Here is a 23413-nt window from a genome sequence, read left to right as displayed (position 1 = left end):
AGCGCGTACTTCAAATCGAACGCGCAAACCTGCACATCAAGGAGTACAGGCCAACGGACGATCTGATCGATGTCGTGAAGGCGATTTTCCCTTGAAGCTGCATTCCATCACACTGGCGAACTTCCGCCAGTTTCAAGGTGTCCAGTCCTTCGACCTTTCGTCAGATTCGAAACGTACGGTTTCGATGCTGTTCGGAGCCAACGGTGCAGGAAAGACCACCTTTCTGAACGCCTTCACGTGGGCACTGTACGGTGAAATGTCGGACGACGTCGAGAAACAGGACGTCATGGTGACCGACAAGATCTGGCATGCGCTAGCCATCAACCAGTCGGTGGAATTGTCGGTGGAGCTCTTTTTCGATCATGCCGGCCGCAACTTACGTCTACTACGGCGTGCGACGCTATGGAAGGAATCCGAAAAGCAACCGGTGCCGTCTCCCGAAGTTCAGCTCTGGACCACCAATCCCGATGGATCATCTGAAGTTGTACAGGCGCCGCAACAGATGATTCATACTATTCTCCCCAAAGGATTGAGTAGGTTCTTCTTTTTCAATGGTGAGCGCATCGAAAAGCTGGTACAGAAAGCCGCTTATACCGAGGTTCAGAAGGACATCAAGTTCTTACTGGATCTTGAGCATGTGGAACGGGCGCTTCAACACCTACCCGCCGTGGACCGGAGATTGACCAATGAACTCAAGAAGCACGGCGGAAAAAAAGCCAGCGAAATTCAGGCCGCCATCGATCAACTACGCGACAGCGAAGCACCACTTCGAAACGAGTTGAAGGAGCTCGAAGAGCAGATTGCAACTCTCGGCGAAGAACGCGAAACCGTCCTCGATCTTCTGCGTCAACACGAGTCTGCGGCGCCGATCCAAGCACAGCGAGACGTCGTCTCGAAAGAGCTCGACGATGCAGAGGCTGCCCTCCAAGAGGCGCTCACCGATCGTGCCGTGCTGGTGGCAACGCGCAGTTTCCTGGCGTTCACGCGGCAGCTGGAAGAGAACACCCAATCGATTGCCGACGGCCTCTATCAGAAGGGCGCCCTGCCGGCACCCCTGAAGCGGGAATTCGTCGAGAAGCTCATCGAGGACGGCGAATGCATCTGCGGCACACCGTTGACCGAAGGCGCGGACCCGTTGGACAAGGTCCGGGACTGGCGTCAGCGTGCAGGCCTACAAGCAGTGGAGAGTGCATGGCAGAAACTGAGCGGACAGATCGAACCGCTCGCATCGGCTCGCACGCAAGTCCGTGACGACCTCTCGGCTCTTACCAAGCGAATCTCCGATCAGCGCGACCGGAAAACACGATTGGCAGCCACGTTGTCGGAACTCGTAGGAAAACTGAGCGGCAGCAGCCTTGAAGATGTTCAAGCACTCGAAACGAAGAGGATCGACCTCGACCGGCGCCGAGATGCCAAACAACAGCGAGTCGGAATTGTGACCACCAAGCTGCAACAGATCGACAGCCAAATCGAACAGAAGACGCGGGAACGCAGCCGCGCAGAGGTCACCGACGAGCTCGCCCTCAAGGCACGATCACGATCCGACGCAGTTCAGTCCGTCCAACGTGCGCTCAAAGAAATCTTGGCCATCAGAGAGGAAACCATCCGGAAACGCCTCGACAAGAAGCTCAAATCGGTCTTTGCGAGGATCTCACACCAGAACCACGTTCCCACCCTTGACAAGGGCCTCGAGCTGACCCTCCACAAGCAAATTGGAGGAATCACGACGGAGGTTCCCAAGTCGACCGGCGAGAACCAGATCCTGAGCTTGAGCTTCGTGGCGGCTGTATCCCAGTTGGCGCGGGAGCTCCGGCAAGAGAAGGCGCAGCACGACCCGGCCCGGGTCGACGACTCCGGGATCTACCCGATCGTCATGGACGCCGCGTTCGGGTCCCTCGATCAGGACTACCAGAAGGCGGTCTCGAAGGTGCTCGCAGAAATGGCACCGCAATTGGTGGTACTGGTGAGCAAGAGTCAAGGACTCGGTACAGTGCTCAATGAATTAGCACCCTACATCAGCAATCTCGGTGTGATCGAGACGCATACGACCAAGCCGGACCAGAAATTGGATCATATCAACCTCAACGGCACGTCCTCTCCGTTCACCGTTCCGTCGGAATCGGACTACTCGGAATTGAAGGTGATCCAGTCATGGCGATGATGGACAACGTTCGGGTCAGGCGACCGAGACAGCATGAACAGCTCTTTGCGGAGCTGCAGGAAGACGCATCGTTCCCGACAATCCGCGACATCATGATATTGGCAGCAGCGATAGGTTTCCACGTCGGCCGAAGAGTCTCGTTCACATTTTCGGGCGAACACGTCCGGTATGAAGCATTGACAGCGCGCGCCTACAGCGAGACGCTCATCAACATGATCGCGGCGAGTGTTTCCAGTGAAGATCCGGAGATTATGGATGACGCACGGCTCGGTGAACGTATCGAACTCTTCGAAGAGTATGTCAACGGTGGCCTGGAGTATATTCGAGAGCAAATGAATACCCAGAACAAGCCGGTCGCGAACATCATCGTTGATCTGGTGACGGAGGCATTCACCGAGAGCGGAGAATCTGGTCGAGCCACCGTCGAAGAGCTTCTCGGTGGCGTCGACTGGCCCTAGATGTTGTGGGTCATGACGTTGTTGACATCACGCGGGTCGTGAGCTGAGAGGCGGGTCTTTCAGCGGCAGGATGAGAAACGCCAATCCCTCATCCGCCAGCAAGAAAGACCCGCCGTGTCCCACCGTTATGTCCCGTTGTCCGTCGAAGGACGGCGACGTCTCGTCCACCGTTGCCAGACCCGCCCGATCGCACACGTCGCCGCCGAGATGGGAATCTCACGACAGTGCGCGTCCAAGTGGGTCAACCGGTTTCGCCGCTACGGCGAGCTGGGGCTGGCCGACCGCTCCGCGACACCGCACCGCAGCCCGACCGCGACACCGGCGAGGTCGTGGCCCGGATCGAAACGATGCGCCGTGAACGGAAAGAAGGTCGGTCGTATCCGCGACGGTGACGGCTGGCGTGTCCATGGCCGAGACTCCTTGCAGCACAAGGCCAATTACGCCACCAGATCACGCGGTGAACGCGTCGGCTATGTGTTCTTGCACTCCGCGCTCGACGGCTACTCCCGACTGGCCTACACCGAAGCGCTGCCGACGAAAAAGCTGTGACGGCAATAGGATTCATGTTCCGCGCGCGAGCGTTCTTCGCCGCGCACGGCATCGGATTCGGCGAACGCATCGCCACCGACATTCAAACTTGGTGATGGTCTCGAAGCTCTCACCCTGCACGGCCGGCTGGGTGAGAATTCGGGTCTCCGGCGCCTGCTTGCCACCACTGGTTTACCGATCGGGGTTGTGCTCCTTGCCTGTTGATCGTGGGGCTGGCAGGGCCATCGCCGGGTGAGATGTGTCCTGTTAGGAACCCGGCGACGCGGTGACGGCCGGCATGGCCGAGACCGTGATCCCTGTTGGTGAATGTCCGGTACTACATCGCGCCTGCGACGGGCTGTCCACGCCGGATCCGGATGGTCAGCGAGAGAACGGGGTCGGATCGTTGGGGATGTGGTTGGGCATCGATGTTGCCTGCCGGGCGGCGCACCAGGCCAGCCTTGCCGACGAGCGAGGGAAATTCGTGTGGTCAGGGCGAAAGTTCCGCACCGTGACCAGCGACTTGGATCGACTGTGGTCGATGCTGCCACCAGGGACGGATCCGTCCACGGTCACAGTGATCATGGAGCCACCCCGCAATGCCTGGGTATCGTTGGCGGCCTGGTTCCGGCGCAAGGGCGCGGTCGTAGTGCTGGTTCCGCCGGAGCAGTCGGCCGACCTGCGCGCCTACTACGGCAAACACACCAAGTCTGACCGGCTGGACTCGAAAGTTCTTGCCCGGATACCGCTTCTGCATCCTGAAGGCCTGCACACCACAGCCGGGCTCGGGCCTGGTGACGCGCTGCGCCGAGCGGTGAAACTGCGTTCTAACCTGGTCAAACGCCGCACCAGCATCCTGGCCCGGTTGGACGCGTTGCTGGAAATCCTCGGTCCGGGCTGGCACGCCGCACTGGGCGCGGACCTGGCGAACAAGACACCGCTGCAGTTCCTGGCGCACTATGCGGATCCGCACCTCGTCGTCAGGCTGGGCCGGGCCAGGCTGTCACGGTTCCTGATCCGATACTCTCGCGGCAGCTGGCGTGAGAACAAGGCCGACGAACTCATCGCTGCGGCTCGCGAGACACTCGAATTATGGTCCGGCGAACTGGATTTCCCTGATCTCGGCGACGACATCGCCATCGAAGCCCGGCTCGCGCTGCAGCTCACCGCCGAGATCGCGGACCTCGAGATCCGCATCGCAGCGTTGCTGGATAAAGCCGACCCCGCAGGCATCGTCTGCTCGGCACCTGGCGTCGGAGCACAGATCATCGGCCGACTCGGTGACCCGAACCGGTTCGCTTCGCTCGCGGCGATCCGCTCGTTCAGCGGTTTGGTGCCAAGGCTCGACTCGTCAGGATTGAGCGGAAAGCACGGTGGGCCAACGAAATCCGGTGACGCCTGCCTCCGCGAAGCATTATTCATGGCCGCCGAGCAAGCCCGCCGCAGCGACCCGTCCCTGGCCGCGAAATACCACCGGCTCATGACCGAGTCCGGCAAGCACCACAACTCCGCAATCTGTCACCTGGCCACGACCTTGATCACCCGCATCGCCGCATGCTGGCGCCGCGGCGAACACTACGTCCTCCAAGATGTCGGTGGCAGCCCGGTCACTCTCGAAGAGGGGCGCGCGATCATCACTCAGCGATACACCATCCCTGCCGAAATCCGGAACGCGCGACGCACGACCGGCCGAGCGGGTCCGCGTTCTCACAACGCATCAGGAAAGCTCCAACCGTGTTGACATCCATTAGGAACTCAACGGTGCTTGCTACCGCGCCCATGACTTCGCCAAAGCCCTGCTCGGCGCCAAACATCAACGCATCAGCCCCTACACGCCCCACCACAACGGCAAAGTCGAACGCTACAACCGGATATCCTGGCCGAGGAATTCCTCTACGCCCACGAATGGATCAGCGAAAGCCACCGCACCAACGCCGTGGCCGTCTGGAACATCCACTACAACTACTATCGCCCCCACACTGCCGCCGGAAACCAGCCACCAGCCAGCCGCCTGCGCACCGGCGTAACCAACGTCACGGCCTCATACTCCTAGATCACCGCACGTAGAACGCGCGATATGGCTGACCGAAGGTTCGGTCTCCGACAACAGCTCAAGAACGGGTACCGCGCAGGTTACTGATGAAGTGCACGCGGCGGGCAAGATCGCAGGGGCACGCAGATCTACCTCAAGTAGACCGGTTATCTAACCCTTCTCGAATTCGCACCGCCGCGGGCGCCAGCATACGGGAACCCGCGGTGGTGCACGTAGTTGGGAAACCGCGCCGGCTCAGATGATCGGGCGGGCGCGCGGTCAGTGTGCGCGGGTTCGAATAGGTGGACTGACCCGGACGCGAATTCATCTTCATCGCTGAGCGCACCGACCGACCCTCGCAAACCAAGGCCACCCCGCCAAGATTCACCAGCAACCGAGGCCTCGAACAGCCCCGACCACGCCACGATTCACCAGGAAACCATTCCACATCTCTTCCCAATCTGAACAGTATCACCTCCAATACCGAGCGGTCCCATTCGCCGGGGACGGGCCAAGACCACCGAAGTCGGTCACACAACAAAGATGAGGCATGCCTCATTGATCAGCTGCGTTTCCCTTGCTTGCAGCGCAGCCAGGTCCCATACACTCAAAACTCCCAAGTCATTGTTCAGCCCCACTTTGCTCGCCCTATAAGCAGGTAGTTTGTCGACAAAGGAGAGGTTTCCGGCAGCACCATTATCCAGCGGGCTCCAGTACGACAGGTTTCCTATTCGATTGATATATGGCTGAAGAGCCGGAACTTGGGGCTGAGCATTTTGAGGATATATGTGCTCGATTGACGCCTGACTCAAGTCCGTAACGGTGATCATAGCAGGCACGGGCATCCCGGAAGCTCCGAGCTTAATCCAAGGACGATAGTCCTCGATAATGGTGAGTAAATGCCTTATGTTTGCCTTCGCAGCGCTCCCAGCATCATAACGCAGATAGTCAGCGAGCGAGTTTTTGAAAATTGAATCAGGCGCGCGCTTCATAAGAAGACCGCGTAAAGACTCACGAAGCCTGCTGAAGCTCACATGGCCGTTTAACTTCGTTCCCCGTAAGCGTTTACACTCCGCATAATAAGAACTACTCGCAGGCCCCGCATGAGCTCCACAGACATTCTTGTAACGGAATGCAAATATCTCAATAATATGTACAAGCTCAGCGAAACTCTTCTCATCACATCGAGCACGCGCCGCGAGGAGCAGCGGCGTCGACAGTTCATGACGAAGCGTAGTAACCAGACGAAACAGTCGAGAGCGCTGCCATTCCGTAACCGCCTGATCTTGCTGATCAACCAGATAGGGCCACACGCCTGAGCTTATCGCTAGAAAAGCCTTAAGTTCGTCGCTCATTCCGGTCAGCCGGTCGACAACCAAACCACTGTCAATATTTGCCGCAAACATCAATTTCTTCATCTCATCAAAGAGATCATCCCGCCTTGGGCGGCCACCCGTTAACGAGGTGAAATACACCCGCAGAAATTCGTCGACATTGTCGCCTCCGTCCGTCAGCATGTCATCCCAAAGTCGCGCGGCCTTCTTACACAACTCTGGCTCCGCGTCTAGCATCTCAAGAGTGTGGCTCCTCAGAAGATCAGCTACCGTGAGACGGGCACCGCGATCGTTCAGCACCGTAAAGAGACGGTATCCACTCGAACGCTCATCACTTACAATATGAATTACAAATGAGTCGCGGAGCACTGCGTCGCGAAGCCGCTGTAATACTTCGAGAGACCCCTGCAGATCAGACTCAGGAGTGATGGGCCGGACCAGCTCATTTCTGAGCAGCTCGACCGCATTCTTTAGAAGCTTATGACTATCGCGGCATGGATTGGGCTGATCACCGTTGAGAAGGCTTTGGAAAAACTCATCATCAGCATGACTCAGCCGCACACGAGGTTGACGTGATTCAGTACCTTCGCGCACATCATATCGTTGATAGTAGAGGAATTCATGATGAATTCCCTTTGCGAGTATCTCCAGCCGCCTTTCCACTTCCGGCGCGTCCTGAGACTTTGCCACCGACCTCAGCTCTGTAGCGCGTGCTGAAATTTGAGCAAGCAGCAGACAAAAGGTTGCGAGTCGCTGCTGTCCGTCAACAATCTCGTAGATCGTCCCCTCCGCAGAGGCTGAATCACCGATCTCAATCGCGACCATTCCACCGTAGAAGTGCCCCCGCGTCCCAGTTTGCGTGGGGAGTAGCCGCTTAATATCGTCAATAAGATCGCCAACTTGCTCATCCGTCCAGGCGTAGGAACGCTGGTATCGCGGTACACGAGCTGGAGAGCGGTTGGCAAGGAGCTTACTTATTGGCAGACTTGTTGGCCGAACACTTGCAGCGCTCATTGCAGGGGTTATGGTGTCTGTCAATGCAATCCAATCACTCGAATTCGAATTTCCAATGAATAGAGGCATGCATGCGCCGCATTCTCCACACTCCCGCTGCTCTTCCGACGTCCGTTCCGACGAAGGCGGGGCCCGGGACTCAGCCAAGACTTGTCCGGATGACTCAAACTAGGGGTTCGGCAGCATTGTCCCCGCGGCCACTGGACGTTCGCAGTCTCCCCTGACATAGCAACGAAGGGTACGGCATAGATGACATGTCCGCCGTGCGGACACACCGAAACCCCCAGCTGCACAATGAAACTGCCTCACGGATCGTGGACTAACCTAACGACCAGACGGTTTCCTATCGACTGCACGCTCAACTCTCGACTACCAGTAGCGACAATTGCCAGGGCGAATCCAGCACCCACGATGCTTCTGCACGACCTCCCACACGAAGGAAGACCTGCACCAACAGACGATACTGATCCTCACTAGCTTTTCAGGATCGACATGAATATTGTTGTTGTGCAACGGAACTGGTGACGGCGTGCCTCCACCACATACGAGGAAGGTTCAGTCTGCCCAAGCGTACCAACGCCAACCATGGCCTACTGTGGGATAGTCCTCGAAGTCATCGGGCCAGTCACCGGGTCCTACGACACCCAAATTGCGTTGCAGTGGTTGGGAGTCGCCTGATCGTCGAGGGGGAGCGGGAGGCATCTCGTTGGCCAGCGGGTGTCACACCGACACTGTAGGGCAGGGAACCGACCTGTCCGTGGTCCCGAGACACCGGGACCACCAACGCACGGAATTCGGCTAGCGTGCGTTCGCCGGCGAGGTGAGGTTGCGCGGGCTCCTGAACATCCACTCCTTTGTGGTCTGCCCGCTGAAGCGATCCGAACCGAGCACTGATTCGTCAGCGGAACCCACTCGAACCACCGCATCGGCAACACGGTTGTCAACAGCACGCCAATCCGGGATCTGGCACAGACTTCGTGATTGACCCGTTCGGGATGCGAAGGGGCGGTTGATAGTTCATCATGTCGCGAGTGTTCTGATCTTGAACTGATGAGGGTCCTGTTCCCGCATCTGGACGGTTTGCGGATCGAGGTGATCCGTGCGGCGGGGTCGACGGTGCGGATCGAGGCCGCGACCGGTGAGGATCCGGTCGGCTGTCCCGGCTGCGGGATGCTGTCCGGGCGGGTCCACAGCCGTTACCGGCGTCGGTTGTCCGATACCTCGATCACCGGCCGTGAGGTCCTGATCGGGTTGCGGGTTCGCAGACTGTTCTGCGACAACTCCGATTGCGGCAGAACAACTTTCACCGAGCAAGTGCCGCAGTTGGCGGCCAAGTATGCCCGTCGCACGCTGATCTTGCAGCGTGCGTTGTCCGCGGTCGCGCTGGCCCTGGGCGGCCGCGCGGGAGCGCGGCTGACCCGGCAGCTGGCCGCGACGGTGAGCCGGATGACGCTGCTGCGCCAGATCCGGGCACTGCCCGATCCGCACCACCCGATCCCGCAGGTGTTGGGCGTGGACGACTTCGCCCTGCGCCGCGGGCACCACTACGGCACGATCCTGATCGACATGCAAACCCACCGCCCGATCGAGGTGCTCGACGACCGGACCGCCGACACTCTCACGGCCTGGTTACGGGCCCACCCGGGCGTGGAGATCGTCTGCCGCGATCGCGCCGGCGCCTACGCCGAAGGCGCCGCCGCGGGAGCACCGGACGCGGTGCAGGTCGCCGATCGATGGCACATCTGGCACAACCTCGGCGAGGCAGTCGAACGCACCGTGGCACGCCACCGCGCCAGCCTGCCCGCCGCGATCACCGCCCCCGAACCGCAGGTTCGACCCGACATCGCAGCGGTTGCCGCCGACATACTCCCAGGGCCGCCCACGCCTGGCGAACGGCAGGATCGCACCGCGGTGCGCACCCGCCAGCGCTGGACCGAGGTCCATGCCTTGCTGACCCAGGGCGTGAGCATCCTTGCGATTGGCCGCGAGCTGGGCATGTCTCGCGGCACCACACGCCGCTTCGCCCGCGCCGCCTCGGCCGACGAACTACTGGTCAACAACCGCCTCGGATACCGAGTCAGCCTTCTCGAGACATACAAGCCCGACCTGCACCGGCGGTGGAACGAGGGCTGCACCAACGCAACCCAGCTGTTCGAGGAGATCAAGGCCCGCGGCTACCAAGGCAGCGAGAAGCTGGTGCGCAACTACCTGCAGCCCTTCCGCGCTTTCACACACGTCCCGATCGCGCCACCCAAGCCGCCGTCCGTCCGCAAAGTCGTCAGCTGGATCATGACCAACCCCGACACCCTCGCTGCCGATCACCGAGTGAGCCTTGATGCGATCCTGGCAGTCAGCCCGGAACTGGCCGCGCTGACCGGGCACGTCCGCGCGTTCGCCGACATCATGAGCCAGCGGCGCGGGCGAGATCTCGAACGGTGGATGGCTGCGGTCGACGCCCAGGATCAGCCGGCGCTGCACTCGTTCGTCCGGGGTCTGCGCCGCGACCAGGACGCGGTCACCGCCGGGCTGACCATGCGATGGAGCAGCGGAACGGTCGAAGGCCACGTCAACCGCATCATTCTGTGGAATCTGAAAAGTCAAGTAAGTGTTGGTCAGCCGTGGTTGACGGCGACGATCGGCAGCTGGGTAGCTGTCAGCGGTGAGTCGCCAGGGCGTGGTGTCGGGCCAGCAGGTGTCGGGATGGTGGCGAGCCGTTGTAGCAGCCGTTCGAGGGCGGCTTGCCCGTCTTGGACCGCGGCTTGTTCGTCGTCGGTGAGTGGGATGCTGACGAGCATCCGCTGGAGGTTTGTTTTCGCTTGCAGCAGTTGGCTTTTGCTTGATTCTTTGGGTGTGTAGAAGTCGCAGCGGGCGCAGGCCATTCGGTGGGCGCATTGTTCGAAGAACGTGTAGGTGCAGAATCCGTGGCCGAGGTCATAGTGCTGCCAGGGCTCACCGGCTGCTGCGGCGCCGCTGGTGACGGCGTCGCGGTCGACCAGGACCTCGATGGTGCGGACGTTGCGGGCGAAGTAGCCGGCGTCGTCGTATGCCTTGGACAGGGTGTTCGGAGAGATTTTTGCGTAGAACTGGGTCGATTGCGGGGAACGGTGCCCGAGCCATGCCTGCAGCTCGAACAGGGTCATCGGTTCTTTGGCGTTGTAGAGCTGGCTCGCGATGGTCGATCGGGCCCGATGGCTGGTGATCGCGCCGCGGACGTCGACGTTGGGAACTCCTGCCTTGCGGCAGAGCATCGGGATGACGGTGTTGTTGATGTAGACCGTGGCGACGCGGCGCGCCCGATAGGCGAACAACATGTCGACCTGCTCGCCGGTTCGCCGGTCGAGCAGGCGCGGCTGTTCGGGCCGGATGTTCTGCCATGCCTGGATGGCCTGGCCGAGGATCGGATCGACTGGCTTGGTGAATGCGGTGCCGGTCTTGTTGGTGGGAATGTCGAGCAGGCAGACCGCATCTCGTGCCAGAACTTCCTCGGAGTCGGCGGTGATCGTGGCGTCGTTGTGTTGCCATCGGATGCAACCGATGTGCAGCCGGACGATCTCGTTGCTGCGCAGCCCGGCGAACAGCCAGGTGATCGTGACAGCGCGAACCAGCTCCAACGGGTAGAACTGCCCAGACGAGGTCTCCGGCAGATCCTCATTCTGCAGATTCAGTCCGGCCCAGAGCAGTTTCGCCCAGACATCGTCGGCGATAATCCGCGGGTCCGGGCCCAGCAGGGCGGCGATGCTGCGTGGGGTGGCCAGCGCCCGCAACGGGTCGAAACGGCGCGGCAGCCACTCCCATTCCTGGCAGTCGCTGAAGAAGCGTCGCAGTGCACTGAGCTGCCCTTCCTTGCTGGACGCTTCGAGGGGCTTGCCGAGCCGGTCGCCGAGCCCGGCAGTGCGTTGCACGTAGTCGCCGACCTTCATCCGGTCCAGCACGGCCACCCAGGCTGCGCAGGTCTGACGAGTCCACTGTGCAGGGTCGGCGGCGTCGGGATATTCGGCCGCGAGCCAGCGGCCGACCTTCAACAGATTGGATCGATTCGCGTCGCGAGTGGGCGGTGTCAATGTCGAGGTGGTGTGCCAGCGATTGACCCAGCGCTCCCAACTGGGTGCTCCACCTGTCGCTTTGGCTGACTGGTGGCCGACGCGAAGCCGTGGCGGGTAGCAGAAACCTAGCGCCGCCACCGCGCGTTGCACCGCATACAAAGTGTTCAACCGTGCGCCGGTGACCAGCCGGTCGTTGCGGAACCGGTCGAACAGCTCGGTGTTCAGCTCTTCCAGATGCGGGCTGCGGTTGGCCAGGAAAAGCTGGCAGGTCACCATCGGCAGCCATGAGTCGTCGTCGCGGCCGAGCTTATATCCCCACTGCAACAACACCGTTCGCAGTCGAGCGATCTCACTGTTCACGCGTTCCTTGCCGAAGATCCTCCAGGACAGCGTCAATCGCTGGAAGCTGCCCAGGCGGTGGAACTCCGTGAATGAACCCAACAGATAGGCATGCGTCGCCAGATAAGGACGCACCTCGTCATGCGCCCACTCGGGAGCATGGGCGTGGAACTCGGTCTGCGTGCGGCCCAGCACGTGAGTCCACTCGTCGCTCGTCCAGCCCCAGAACGACTGCCGCGTCTCGGCGCAGCGGACCAGCAGCACCGCGGCAGCATCCAGCATGGCGCGTCGGCGATGAGGTGTCGGTGGCGAGTCCAGGCCGGCGTTGACCGTGTCGATCGGCAGAAGCAGCCGCCGGATCGTTCGCCAGCCGGGAGCGTCCGGATCATGATTTTTCAACCGCCTCAAGTTCTCAACACCGAGCTCGGAGACCGCCTCAGCCTCCTGGGGGCTAACCTTGAGCATGGTGTCGAAATGCCGACCGGCCAAGGGGGAAATCCATCGATCATCCTGGGCGGCCGTGGATTTCATCGTGTGACCGGCGGTCACTGGGTGCCTCCTGCCAGCGGAGTGCCGACGGCGGTTAGCATAGCGACGCGTCGGGCATGGATGTGCTGCATACTCCGGTTGAACTTGTCGGCCAGGTCCCGGCCGGACAGGTGGATATACCGAAGCGTGGAGTCGGTGTGCCGGTGACCGGCGAACCTGGCGATCGCATGGATTTCCCAACCCATTCTCGCCAGGTCGGTCAAGCACAAGTGCCGGGTCGTATGCGTGGAGAACCGGGGAACATCCGCAGCCAGCGCGACCCGCCGCACCACCTTCGACCACGTCCACAACGTCAACGGTTCAGCGCGATTGCGGCGCGACTCCGACAAGAACAGCGGGCCACGAGCCCGGCTGAGGGTCGCTCGATGCTGCAGATACAACGACAGCAACACACCCGTCGGCGCCGAGTAGGGCACTACCCGCTCCAGCCGGTTCTTCGTGGTCTCCGCCCGCACCCGGATCGTCCGATGCGCCGGATCCAGATCCTCGGTGCGCAGCGAGCACAACTCCTCGCGCCGCAACGCAGCGTCGTAGGCCAGCGCCAGCATCACCCGATTGCGGATCGATTCGCACGCCGCAACCGCGAGAACGTCGTGCCATTGCTGTTCGGTCGGAATCCACGGCAGTTTCGTCAGCCGTGGCACGAGACCACGCTCGGCGCCGCCGGTCCGGTGACGTCCAGGCGTATACCGTCCCCGCCCAACAGGATTGGACTCCCGCAGACCCTCTTCCATGAGATGGTCGTAGAACAAACGGACGGGCACCAACCGCTGCTGAATCGTCGCATTCGCCAGCCCGGCACCCGAATCGATCGACACCACATTCGTGCCACGATGATGCGGTCGAGAAGTCAACTCCCGCACGAACACCGCAACGTGAGCCCGGCTCGCGGCCACCGGATCGACCTGCTCGCGCTCACACACCATCAGATACTCCGCCAGGCCGCGGGCATAGGCGTCGATCGTGCGCGGCGCCCGCCCGAGATCAATCCAGATACCCAGCCAGACCGCTGCCTGCTCGTGCCGTCCGAGCACCGGCCACTTGTCCGTCAGCGCCACCGCGCCGTTCACCCTGCCTCCAAAGTCCGTGGTCATCCCAGGGAGACAAGATCACCCTGGGGCAGATTCCACGTAACTTTTAAGATGCTCAAACGGCAGATGTTCGGCCGCGCGAAAACCGACCTACTGAGAAAGCGAATCCTATTGAGCGACTGAACAACCCGGCACGCGGGATCACGAAATTTGTGCCAGATCCATTTTTCACGTGCTGCCGACACACGGTCTCGACGCGGCCCTGCTGCGAACATGTCGCGGTCTTGATGCGAATCCCATTCGCATCAGAATCGCATCAAAATCGGGTCAGCACGATCCTGACCTGCACCTTCGGCGCATGGCTCCCGTGTGCTCGACCCCAGCGAGCAGCCCCGGCTGAAGTTCAATGGCGCGCCCGGGGAGGTCGACACCGACAAGAAGGGCAACCCGATCCTGCAGGCCTACATCACCCTCGACGCGCCCGCCGGACCGCGCAACCTGTACCCGACCTGGCGCATGGAACAGGCCATCAGTACCGCCCTGGAGAAGGCCGGCTCGCACTTCAACATCGGTGACACCCTGTCGATCACCTTCGTCGGCGCCGACCCCAACGAGTCGCGCGCCAAGCTCTACACCGCCGTCGACACCCCCGCCACCCCAGTGTCCGGACCGTTGGGAGCGGCGTAACCATGACCGTGCTCACCGCGCTGATCGCGCGCCTCGAGCCCTGCCAGATGGGCACCTACGTCCTCTGGGCCCGCACCAGAGGGCGGCGCTGGCCGCGGATCGCCGAGGACCTGTGCGTGTCCACGCCCACGGTCCTGGTCTGGGCCGGCTGCGCCCAGCTGCGCCAGCACCTGCACCTGCCCACCACCCACACCATCGAGGAGCTCCACTAATGCCCTACCTCAACATGGGCCTGCTGCCCGACGAGTCATCCGACATCGAGATCCAGTACCACCCCGCATTGACCATCGGCGAAGGCAAGCAGCTGCTGCAGCCCGTGGTCGAAATCGTGTGGAGTGCCGGCGGGTTCGTGCGGGTACCGATCAGTATCCACGAAGCCCGCGCTCTCGCCGACGGACTCGCCGAGGTCCTCGCTAAACACCGCGACGCGACCGAGAACCCGGCGGAGTGAACCCATGACCGGCAATGGCGCCGATGCGGACGCGGTGCGCAGCAACGACGCTGCGCACCGCAACGCACCGGATAGTGCACACCGCCCCGGGCGCCCCGACGCCGAACGCTCCGCGGTCCAATTCTTCTGGGGCGAGCTGATCCTCATGGCACTCATGTCCATCGGCGGCAACACCGTTCACGCCGTGCTCAACGCACCGCACGGGTTGGCCGTAGTCGCCGGATTCGTGGCCATGTTCCCGCCCGTCGCGCTGCTGGCCGCCACCCACGGCGTCGGGCTACTCGTCCGGGCACGCGCGAACGCGACGCTGGCCTACTGGTTTGTTGTGTTCCTGACCAGCGCAATCGCACTGATCGCGTTCCGGCTGTCGTTCGACGCCTTGCGTACCTTGGCCATCCAAGTCGGCATGGCCAGACACCTCGGGTCACTGGTGCCATTGATCATCGATGGCGCGATCGGACAGGCCACCATCGCCCTACTCGTCCTCGCCCGCAGCCCGCGCACCGCCGACGAGGCCGCAGCGCAGCCGATGCGCACCGACCACGACCCGGTGCGCACCACCGACACCGTGCCCACCATGTCGGTGCGCGAGGTCCACACCGAGACCCACTCAACCGCAACCGAACTACACGCTCCGCGGCCTGTTGCCGAGATCGAATCGGCGCAGCCGCGCGTGATCGAGGCCACCGGTGCGCAGGATCGATGGGCGGAGATCGCCGAATCGGTGTGCAACGCCGACCCCGCCGGCCGCCGCGACCCGGACAAGGTCGCCACCATCTTGCGACTGAAGTTCGAACAGAACTGGTCACATTCGCGGATCGCCGAACACGTCGAGCTCAGTTCGTCGGCCGTCACCCGCACCCTCACCGCCGCGCGCGAATTGGCCGCTGAGTAGAGCGACCCATCCGTTAATTCGGGAAAGGATCCATCAAATGACCACCTACACAGACGAATTCGGTGTCGCATCTATGGTCACTGCGACGGACACGCCAGTGTCCTCGGAGTGGGCGTACACGAACGAGGCCGCTCGAATCATCCATTGTCACCCGGAGGTACTCCGGCGGTGGCACCGTGAGGGCAGCGCGCCGTTCGCCCTGCCCAAGCCGAAGCGACGGGGACGGCGCTATCTCTGGAATGTCGGTGCCCTCCGCGCCGCTATGGAGGCGATGCAGACCGACGAAGGGCGAGATCACCGCCATGGCTAGGACCGGCCGACCGCCTCGCCCGCTGGGTGTCCCAGGTGCCGTGACTTTGACCGAGATCCGCCCAGGCCACTGGCAAGCGGCAACTTGGGTCAGAGATCGAATCGGCAAACCTCGGCGGGTGAGGCGGGTATCGCCGGAACACTACGACAGCATCGGCCGCCGGATTCCCGATCGAGATGGAAGTCGAGCAGAGGCGGCGGTCAGGGCGGCTGCGGCACTATTGTCGCCCGAGACCGATTCTCAGGTGACAGCGCGGACCACTGTGGCTCAGCTATGGACGTTCTACCGCGCGCACTTGATCAAGAAGGACCGTGCCGACGGCACTCTGCGCTCCTATGATCGCTGGGCGGCGATGCTGGTTCAGCAGTACGGGTACCGCCGCATCGGGCCCGACGAGTTCAAAACCGCTACCGCGGAGGCCTTCCTGGACTCGGTGGCCGACGGGCATGGGCGCGCATCGATGCTGAACGCACGATCGATGCTGTCGGGTATGTTCCGGTTCGCGGTGTGTAAGGCGGCGATCGACGTGAATCCTGTTCGAGAAGCGGAGATCCCGGAAAACGTCGCACCCAAGGGTCGCACCGGCGGCGCCGGCGTCATCGAGGTCGAGAATCTGCGTTTCATTCTGGCCTCGCTGTACTGGTCGACCGTGCCGTGTCCACGCAAGCTCACCGAAGCCGAGCAGCAGCGTGGAATCCGTTCCTACACACCGCCGACCGTCGCCGAGTATTGCGAGGATGCAGATCTCGCGGACCTGATGGCGCTCACCGCGGCCATCGGGCAGCGCCCCAGCCAGATCTTGGGTTTGGCGTGGCCGTTTTACAAACGCAAGAAGAAGACGATCCGCACCGTCGGCAAGGCTATCCGCGTCAAAGGCAAAGGTCTCGTCCGAGTCGTCAAGGACAACGATCTGAAGAATCCACAGGGTGAGATCGCCCTGCCGGATTTCGCCGTCGAGATCCTCGACCGCCGCTGGGAACGGTTGCAAGCACGGAAGCGCGAAAACCCGCCGCCGCCGACCTATACGGTGGACCTCATTTTTCCCTCGTTCGGCTGGACGCTGCGCGACCCAGTGAACGTCAAGCATCAGTGGCAAAGAGTCCGAGAAGCGTTGGAGCTACCCGATGATCTGGTGCCCTACTCGTTCCGCAAGTTCATGGCACTACTACTCGATGACGCCGGCCTGTCCGCGCGCGTGACCGCTGATGTGCTGCAATACGCCGATCCCGCGATGAACTCAGCGCAAATACATGGCTCGCGGCCGAGTCCATCACCAGGCGGCTGCCCTGGTCCACGAAGCAGTGATGCATGGTCACGACAATGCCGAACAAGATCACGACGAAAGTGGACGCGCCCAGAGTTTATGGACACTTTCTGGACCATAGATAGATCCAGGTACGAATTAGGCCCCTGACCTTTGCGCTTGCGCGCTGGTCAGGGGCCTTTTCGGCTCCCCCATCTGGACTCGAACCAGAAACCTGCCGATTAACAGTCGGCTGCTCTGCCAATTGAGCTATAGGGGATTGCTCCGGCTCGTCCTATCGGGCGGGCCGAGGAGAAACTTTAGCGCATTGGTCGCCGTCGGCCAAAATCGCGTGTTTACCTGGGGATACACGCGCCTCGGGGAGGTTCGTCCGGCGAGGTTGCGGGGTGGTTCTTCAGCGGGTGACGGGCGTTGGCGGCGTCGGCGTGGATCGAAACGAAGGCTCGGTTCGCGCATTCGTGATGAGATTCACACCAATGCCGATCGAAACTTGCGAGACATTGCCCGGAGGTGGTCCTGGGCAACGACGAGTTGCCGAAGGGTGGTGCGTGCTGACCGAGGCGCTGTTAGCCTGCGATACATGCGACACACGGGAAGCGGTATCCCTTGCGCACGTATGGGTTTCGGCTGGATCGAAGGCATGCGCAGGGGTGGGCGGTGAACGTCGAGGGGCACTGGGAGCAGGTTCGGCGGGTTGTGGCGCGGGCGCAACGGTCGACGGGGCATTTCGCCATCGCGTCGGTGGGTGCGGATGGGATGCCCAACGTCACGCCGGTGGGGACGCTGTTTCTGCGTGAGGATCACACCGGCTATTACTTCGATCAATACACCGATGCGCTCGCCCGCAATCTGGATGCCGAGCCGCGGGTGTGCCTGATGGCGGTCGACAGCGGATCGCTGTTCTGGTTCCGCTCGCTGCTGGCCGGGCGCTTCGGCGCGCCGCCCGGGGTTCGGCTGTACGGGACCGCGTCCGCGCGGCGTCCCGCGACCACCGCCGAGCTCGAGCTGGTCCGGCGGCGGGTCCGGCCGATGCGGCTGCTGAAGGGCGGCAGGCTGCTGTGGTCTGATTTCACTCACGTCCGCGACATCACCTTCACCGAGGTACGACCGGTTCGGTATCCGGTGATGATGTCGCACCTGTGGGACTCCGAGGCGTCGGACTGACCCTGAAACGGTTTCAGCGGGGGCTCCGACGTGATGTCATCGACGAATGGACGAGATCATCTTTCGCCGCGCGACGGCTGCCGACCTGCCGGAGATCGTGACCATGCTCGCCGACGATCCGCTGGGTAGCGCGCGTGAATCGGTGTCGGATCTGGAACCGTACGAGTCCGCGTTCCGTGACATCGACAGCGACGGCAAGCAGTTGCTGCTGGTGGCCGAGCAGGCGGGGCGGGTCGTCGGGACGGCGCAGGTGAGCTTCCTGGCCGGATTGTCCCGGCGCGGCGCGATGCGCGGGCAGATTGAGGCCGTGCGGGTCGCGAGCGGGGCGCGCGGCAGCGGGCTGGGCACGAGGCTGATCGAGGAATGTGTCCGGCGCGCCCACGAACGCGGTTGCGTGCTGGTGCAATTGACATCGGACGCGAGCCGCACCGAGGCGCACCGGTTCTACGAACGGCTCGGCTTCGAACCGACACACATCGGATTCAAGAGGCCCCTCCCCGACACTCCCTGCCCGACAGCATGACGGTCACCGACCGCGGTGCCGGATAAGCTGCCCCGGATACTTACGAGCAACCCGCGCGGACCGCCGGGCCCCTTAGGGGATGAAACCGACCTGGAGTCCGGGTCCTCGTGGCGCGCCGACCCGACCGAAACAACGTAAAGTGCCACCCCGGCAGACGTTTTCGAGATACAGGACAGGCATGGCTTCGAATCTCTCAGCACCACACCGTTTTCGGATGACCCGCGGCGCGAGAGACCGCCTGCTGCACCAGCAGGCACTGCTGCGCCGGGCGCTGACGATCACGGGAACCGTGTTCGCCATGCTCACCCTGATGGTGGTGGCGCCGCCGATGGCCTCGGCGCAGGCCACGATCGACCACATCGTCAAGCGCACCGACCGGTGGCTGGAGGTGTACGTGCAGTCCCCGGCCCTGCAGCGCGTGGTGCAGCTGGATGTGCTGCTGCCTGCGGCCGCCACCACCCCGCATCCGACGCTCTACCTGCTCGACGGCAACGGCGCGGACGCGTCCGAGGGGCAGAGCACCTGGACGCTGAAAACCGATGCGGTGAACTTCTTTTCGAACAAGCCGGTGACCGTCGTGATGCCGGTGGGCGGCGGCGGCACCTTCTACACCAACTGGCTGCGCGACGATCCCAAGCTCGGTCACAACCAGTGGGAAACCTTTCTGACACAGGAACTTCCGCCGCTGATGGACGGCACCTTCCACGGCAACGGCGTCGACGCGGTGGCCGGGGTGTCGATGGGCGGCCAGGCCGCGATGGCGCTGGCCTTCCGGAACCCATCGCTGTATCGCGCGGTCGGCTCCTACAGCGGCTGCCTGTTCACCGGCAGCATCGGGCAGGCGTACGTGCGGGCCGCGGTGATCGAGCGTGGCGGCAATCCGGACAACATGTGGGGCATCGAGCTCAATCCGCAGTGGGCCGCGCACGACGTCGTCCTGCACACCGGCCCGCTCCGGGGCAAGCCGCTGTTCGTCTCGGTGGCCTCGGGCATACCGGGACCCGCGGACAACACCTTCGACCCGTCGTGGACCTGGCCGACCACCGAGGCGCAGGCCGTGGCGATCGAGAAGGGCGCGCACGACTGCACCCTCGCCTTCGATGCCGAACTGCACGTCGAGAACATCCCGTCCACGGTGAAGTTCTATCCGGTCGGAACCCACTCCTGGCCGTATTGGCAAGCGCCCCTGCACGATTCCTGGCCGACCTTGGCCAGCGGGCTCGGCATCGCCTGATCGGGAATCAGGCGCCGGGAATCCGGTGTTCGGTTATCGGGGTGCTCACATCGGCGCCGTTCAGGGTCAGGTAGAGCTGGCGTTCGGTAACCGACAGCCCGGCGGTGTTGCGGCGATCCAGGGCCGCTACGGCGGTGTCGATGGCGGCGCGTTCGAAGGCGTAGAGCGGGATCTCCTCGGCGCGGTGGATGCGCTTGCCGGTGAGCGGCGCCAGCACCTTGGCCGGCTCGCGGTGCGTATAGATCGCGACCCTGTCGGCCAGCTTGGCGGCGCGGTGCAGCCGGTCCGCATCCGGCGCACCGACCTCGATCCAGTCGGTCACGCGCCCCGTCAGGTCGCGCACCAGCACCGCGGGCTCGTCGGTGGAGGAGACGCCGCCGTCGCTGAACGCGATTCCGTCCCGGTACTCCAGGCAGTAGGCCAGCAGGCGCGTCACCATGAACTCGGCCGTCTCGGAGGGATGGCGCGCCAACCGCAATTCCAGATCCTCATAGACCCCGCGATCCACGTCGGCCAGCTGGACGGTGAAGGTGTACAGGGTTGCACTGAGAGCCATGGGTGCAGCAGTTTAGCCGCCATGTCGTAGGACCTGGTTTCCGGAAGCCCGCCGGACGACACGCCCAGCGAGATCTACGACCGGCCGACCGAGGAAGAAGTCGACGAGCCGGAGCCGATCCCGGAGGTCGAGCGATTCCGGGCCGCGGCGGGGATACGACCCGCGGTGATTCAGTTGGCGGGGGTTGTCGTCGGCGGAAGAGGTTCGGTCGTCGGCGCGGTCGGTCGGGCGCCGGTCGTGGTGGTGCCCGAAGCCGGCGTGGTCGTCGGCACCGGGGTCGTGGTCGGCGCCGATTTGGTTGTCGTGCTGGAGGTTTGGGTCGACGACTCGGTGGCCGGGAGTTGCCCGGCCGGGATTCTGGCGATGGCCTGCGCCGGGGCAGGCTTGGTGGTCGTCGACGCGGCGGGCTTCGTCGTGGTCGGTGACGCGGTGGGCGTCGTCGTGGTCGACGACGGACTCGTCGTTGTCGGAGCTGTCGTCGAGGTCGTGGTGGTCGTCGGGCTCGCGTTCGATGTTGTCGTCGTAGTCGGGGCCGGGCTGGTCGTCGTCGTGGTCGTCGTCGTAGCGCCCGGGCTCTTCGTTGTCGTCGGCTTCGCGGGTGCGGTCACCGTCATCGTCGTCGGTGTGGAGGCGTTCCGCGCGTCGGTGGCCTTCGTATCGGCCACGTCCTTGTTCACCAAGGCGACGTCCTGCGCCTGCACCGCCGAGGTCGGGTCGACCTTCTGACCCGACTGGGCCTGCTGGGCCAGGTGGGTGAGCCAGGCGGCGGCGTACTGCGCCGAGGTCAGCGGCTTACCGTCGGCGGGGTTGGAGTCGCGCCAGTAGTCGAAGTGGTGGCCGGTTCCGTTGGGCCCCAGGGTGAGCTGATACGGATCGCTCAGGAGCACCGGGATGGTGTTCTGATTGGTCACGATGTCGCCGACGATCTCGTTGAACACCTTCTGCGGCAGGTAGGCCAGCGGCTCCAGCTGATTGCTCGAAATATTCTGCGCGGGAGCCGGATCCGTCGTCTGCTGCCCCGGCTTGTACTCCGGATCGGAGACCTTGATCAGCACCTGGAGCAGGGTTTCGTTGCTCGCCATCCAGTTCGGCTGCGACTGGATGTACTGGAAGGCGTTGAAGCCGATCTTGGCCAGGGTGACGGCCACGTCCTGCCCGGTCGCCGGGGTGAGTCCGTTGTTCTGCAGCCCATCGACATTCAGCTGCCTGCCGACGTTCGCGGCCAGCTGCAGCAGCGAAATATTCTGGGGTGCAGCACACGTCAGATCGCCCTCGGAGCAGAACGAGGCGACCCGGCCGCTCAGCGCGCCGAACCCGCCGCTGTTGTCCTGCATGGCGCCCTGCCCGGAGATCGGCGTGGCCCCGGTCTGATACTTCGTATCGAAGCCGTCGGGGTTGCCGTAGGGATTCTGCGCGCCGGGGAACGGCGCCTCATTCGCCGAGCGGCCGTTGTCGGCGAGGATGACGACGCCGGTGACGTTCTTCGGGTCGACGATGCCGTACGTACCGCTCTGCGGCGCGGTCTGATTGCCGATCTGCATCGCGACGCGGCGCGCCACGTCGGCGCCCTCGCTGTAGCCGACGATCGCGAATTTCGTTGTGGGGCAGGCCTGGCGGATCTGCTCCATCACGCTCTCGGTGTTGGCGACGCCGGTGTTCACCGCGTCCTCGTACGTGCTCATGTTCGCCGGGTACGCGATGTACACCGCGGCGTAATTGCCATTGACGACCGCACTCTTGGGCGCGTTGACGACCGGATCCTCCCAGGTGCTGTGGTAATCGTCCGACAGCGCGGCCGGCAGCGGCTTGCCATCGGCCCCGAGCAGCATCTTCGTCGTGCTCGCGTTGGGGCTGTCGTTGCGCCCGGCGATCGAGATGGTCACCATGTCGTGGCATTCGGTCACCGATGCCGTGAGCCGTGTGGCGTCGGTTCGCGGAGCGTTTGCGGGAAGCACCGCAACGGCGACGACCGCCGCCGCGCCCAGCGCCACCGGGGCCGCAACCGCCGCGGCAATACGGTGCCGCACCACGAAGTCCCGACAAGCCGAGAAATTGAAAGCCATGCTCGATCCCATATCCGAAGTGACGAGTGTCGGAACCGGTCCCCCCGAGGACCATGCACCACCGGAGAAGTCGTCGCCGGAGCGATCGGTGTTACAAGATGGAACAAACAATCGTGTCCCACCGCCCACCCGAGAGGATCACCGATGCCCCGGATCGCCACCGCCGACCGCGTCGAGCACGACGCCCTGCTGGAGTTCCTGCGCCCGCGGCACCGCGCCGTGCTGCAGACCTCCCGGGCCGACGGCAGCCCGCAACTCTCGCCGGTGACCTGCGGACTCGCGTCGGACGGCTGCCTTGTGGTCTCGACCTACCCGGCGCGCGCCAAGGCGGTCAACGCCCGCCGCGACCCCCGGGTCTCGATCTGCGTGCTGTCCGACGACTGGAACGGTCCCTACGTGCAGGTCGACGGCCGGGCCGAGGTGCTCGACATGCCCGAGGCCCTGGACGGACTCGTCGAATACTTCCGCTGCATCTCCGGCGAGCACCCGGACTGGGACGAATACCGAGAGGCCATGGCGCGCCAGGACAAGTCGCTGATCCGCATCCACATCGAGCGGTGGGGCCCCGTCGCGACCGGCGGCTTTCCCCCGCAGCTCGCCGAATCCTGACCGCGCGTCCGGGCGCCGCGGCAACGACATTCGCGGCGACCTGATGCTCCTATTGCTGTCAAGCGGTTGTGAGCCATTGTCTGTAGGTGTTGGCGAGTTCGTCGTCGCGTTGGAGTCCGCGTTCGATGCGGGAGATGGTGGTGGGCCAGAGTCCGAAGTGGCGGGCGG

General features: G+C 63.2%; 17 protein-coding genes, 1 tRNA gene and 3 pseudogenes. 15 read left to right on the top strand and 6 right to left on the bottom strand.

Going from position 1 to position 23413, the window contains the following annotated elements; all coding sequences use genetic code 11:
* The first annotated feature begins 91 nt into the window (after positions 1-91).
* The 5 genes and pseudogenes from KO481_RS18735 to KO481_RS18715 form a co-directional block, all read left to right on the top strand.
* Entirely contained in the window at positions 92-2161 is a 2070-nt protein-coding gene (locus KO481_RS18735; protein WP_215918488.1) for an AAA family ATPase, read from the top strand.
* A complete protein-coding gene (locus KO481_RS18730) occupies positions 2152-2619 on the top strand; it encodes a DNA phosphorothioation-associated 4-like protein (RefSeq protein WP_215918487.1) in 468 nt (155 codons plus the stop codon). Before KO481_RS18735 ends, KO481_RS18730 begins: the two co-directional genes overlap by 10 nt.
* A gap of 114 nt (positions 2620-2733) precedes the next feature.
* A pseudogene (locus KO481_RS18725) lies at positions 2734-3248 on the top strand (helix-turn-helix domain-containing protein); the annotation flags it as partial.
* Positions 3249-3445: 197 nt separating this feature from the next.
* Positions 3446-4888, top strand: a complete 1443-nt coding sequence (locus KO481_RS18720) for an IS110 family RNA-guided transposase (RefSeq protein ID WP_372452077.1) — start codon at positions 3446-3448, stop codon at positions 4886-4888.
* 16 nt (positions 4889-4904) lie between these two features.
* Positions 4905-5200 (top strand): annotated as a pseudogene (locus tag KO481_RS18715) (integrase core domain-containing protein); the annotation flags it as partial.
* Positions 5201-5709: 509 nt separating this feature from the next.
* On the opposite strand, the gene KO481_RS18710 reads toward KO481_RS18715, so the two are convergent.
* The gene (locus KO481_RS18710; RefSeq protein WP_215918485.1) at positions 5710-7527 is read right to left on the bottom strand and encodes a DUF262 domain-containing protein; all 1818 of its coding nucleotides are present in this window, start codon (positions 7525-7527) and stop codon (positions 5710-5712) included.
* A 1050-nt stretch (positions 7528-8577) separates the two neighbouring features.
* Here KO481_RS18710 and KO481_RS18705 point away from each other — a divergent pair.
* Positions 8578-10092, top strand: a pseudogene (locus KO481_RS18705) (ISL3 family transposase); the annotation flags it as partial.
* A 47-nt stretch (positions 10093-10139) separates the two neighbouring features.
* Here KO481_RS18705 and KO481_RS18700 read toward each other — a convergent pair.
* Positions 10140-12458: a tyrosine-type recombinase/integrase gene (locus KO481_RS18700; protein ID WP_308166673.1), complete on the bottom strand. Its 2319-nt coding sequence runs from the start codon at positions 12456-12458 to the stop codon at positions 10140-10142.
* Positions 12455-13552, bottom strand: a complete 1098-nt coding sequence (locus tag KO481_RS18695; protein WP_215918484.1) for a tyrosine-type recombinase/integrase — start codon at positions 13550-13552, stop codon at positions 12455-12457. The genes KO481_RS18700 and KO481_RS18695 overlap by 4 nt, the downstream gene beginning before the upstream one ends.
* A 306-nt stretch (positions 13553-13858) precedes the next feature.
* On the opposite strand from KO481_RS18695, the gene KO481_RS18690 reads away from it, so the two are divergent.
* From KO481_RS18690 to KO481_RS18670, 5 genes are all read left to right on the top strand, one after another.
* The gene (locus KO481_RS18690; RefSeq protein WP_215918483.1) at positions 13859-14176 is read left to right on the top strand and encodes a hypothetical protein; all 318 of its coding nucleotides are present in this window, start codon (positions 13859-13861) and stop codon (positions 14174-14176) included.
* A 2-nt stretch (positions 14177-14178) separates the two neighbouring features.
* Positions 14179-14388 (top strand): hypothetical protein, encoded by a 210-nt coding sequence (locus tag KO481_RS18685; protein WP_215918482.1) that lies wholly within the window; start codon positions 14179-14181, stop codon positions 14386-14388.
* Positions 14388-14627 carry a hypothetical protein gene (locus KO481_RS18680; protein ID WP_215918481.1) on the top strand — a complete coding sequence of 80 codons (240 nt, stop codon included), beginning with the start codon at positions 14388-14390 and terminating at the stop codon, positions 14625-14627. The genes KO481_RS18685 and KO481_RS18680 overlap by 1 nt, the downstream gene beginning before the upstream one ends.
* Positions 14628-14631: 4 nt before the next feature.
* Positions 14632-15522 (top strand): DUF2637 domain-containing protein, encoded by an 891-nt coding sequence (locus KO481_RS18675; RefSeq protein ID WP_215918480.1) that lies wholly within the window; start codon positions 14632-14634, stop codon positions 15520-15522.
* A gap of 350 nt (positions 15523-15872) precedes the next feature.
* Entirely contained in the window at positions 15873-17246 is a 1374-nt protein-coding gene (locus KO481_RS18670) for a site-specific integrase (RefSeq protein ID WP_215918479.1), read from the top strand.
* 36 nt (positions 17247-17282) lie between these two features.
* Here KO481_RS18670 and KO481_RS18665 read toward each other — a convergent pair.
* Positions 17283-17355 (bottom strand) — tRNA-Asn (locus KO481_RS18665).
* Positions 17356-17753: 398 nt separating this feature from the next.
* Between KO481_RS18665 and KO481_RS18660 the strand changes: the two genes are divergently transcribed.
* From KO481_RS18660 to KO481_RS18650, 3 genes are all read left to right on the top strand, one after another.
* Positions 17754-18260 carry a pyridoxamine 5'-phosphate oxidase family protein gene (locus KO481_RS18660; RefSeq protein WP_308166672.1) on the top strand — a complete coding sequence of 169 codons (507 nt, stop codon included), beginning with the start codon at positions 17754-17756 and terminating at the stop codon, positions 18258-18260.
* A gap of 46 nt (positions 18261-18306) precedes the next feature.
* A complete protein-coding gene (locus KO481_RS18655; RefSeq protein WP_215918478.1) occupies positions 18307-18783 on the top strand; it encodes a GNAT family N-acetyltransferase in 477 nt (158 codons plus the stop codon).
* 214 nt (positions 18784-18997) lie between these two features.
* The gene (locus KO481_RS18650; protein ID WP_245401166.1) at positions 18998-20017 is read left to right on the top strand and encodes an alpha/beta hydrolase; all 1020 of its coding nucleotides are present in this window, start codon (positions 18998-19000) and stop codon (positions 20015-20017) included.
* A 7-nt stretch (positions 20018-20024) separates the two neighbouring features.
* On the opposite strand, the gene KO481_RS18645 is transcribed toward KO481_RS18650, so the two are convergent.
* Complete coding sequence (locus tag KO481_RS18645) at positions 20025-20573, bottom strand: YaeQ family protein (RefSeq protein WP_215918477.1); 549 nt, start codon at positions 20571-20573, stop codon at positions 20025-20027.
* 170 nt (positions 20574-20743) lie between these two features.
* Positions 20744-22636 (bottom strand): cutinase family protein, encoded by a 1893-nt coding sequence (locus tag KO481_RS18640; RefSeq protein ID WP_215918476.1) that lies wholly within the window; start codon positions 22634-22636, stop codon positions 20744-20746.
* A gap of 144 nt (positions 22637-22780) precedes the next feature.
* On the opposite strand from KO481_RS18640, the gene KO481_RS18635 reads away from it, so the two are divergent.
* Positions 22781-23245, top strand: a complete 465-nt coding sequence (locus KO481_RS18635; RefSeq protein WP_215918475.1) for a PPOX class F420-dependent oxidoreductase — start codon at positions 22781-22783, stop codon at positions 23243-23245.
* Positions 23246-23413 lie beyond the last annotated feature (168 nt).

The organism is Nocardia albiluteola (assembly GCF_018860155.1).
Taxonomy (GTDB): domain Bacteria; phylum Actinomycetota; class Actinomycetes; order Mycobacteriales; family Mycobacteriaceae; genus Nocardia; species Nocardia albiluteola.
Note: the sequence above shows the minus strand (reverse complement) of the source record. Positions and strands in the feature narration are given on the sequence as shown.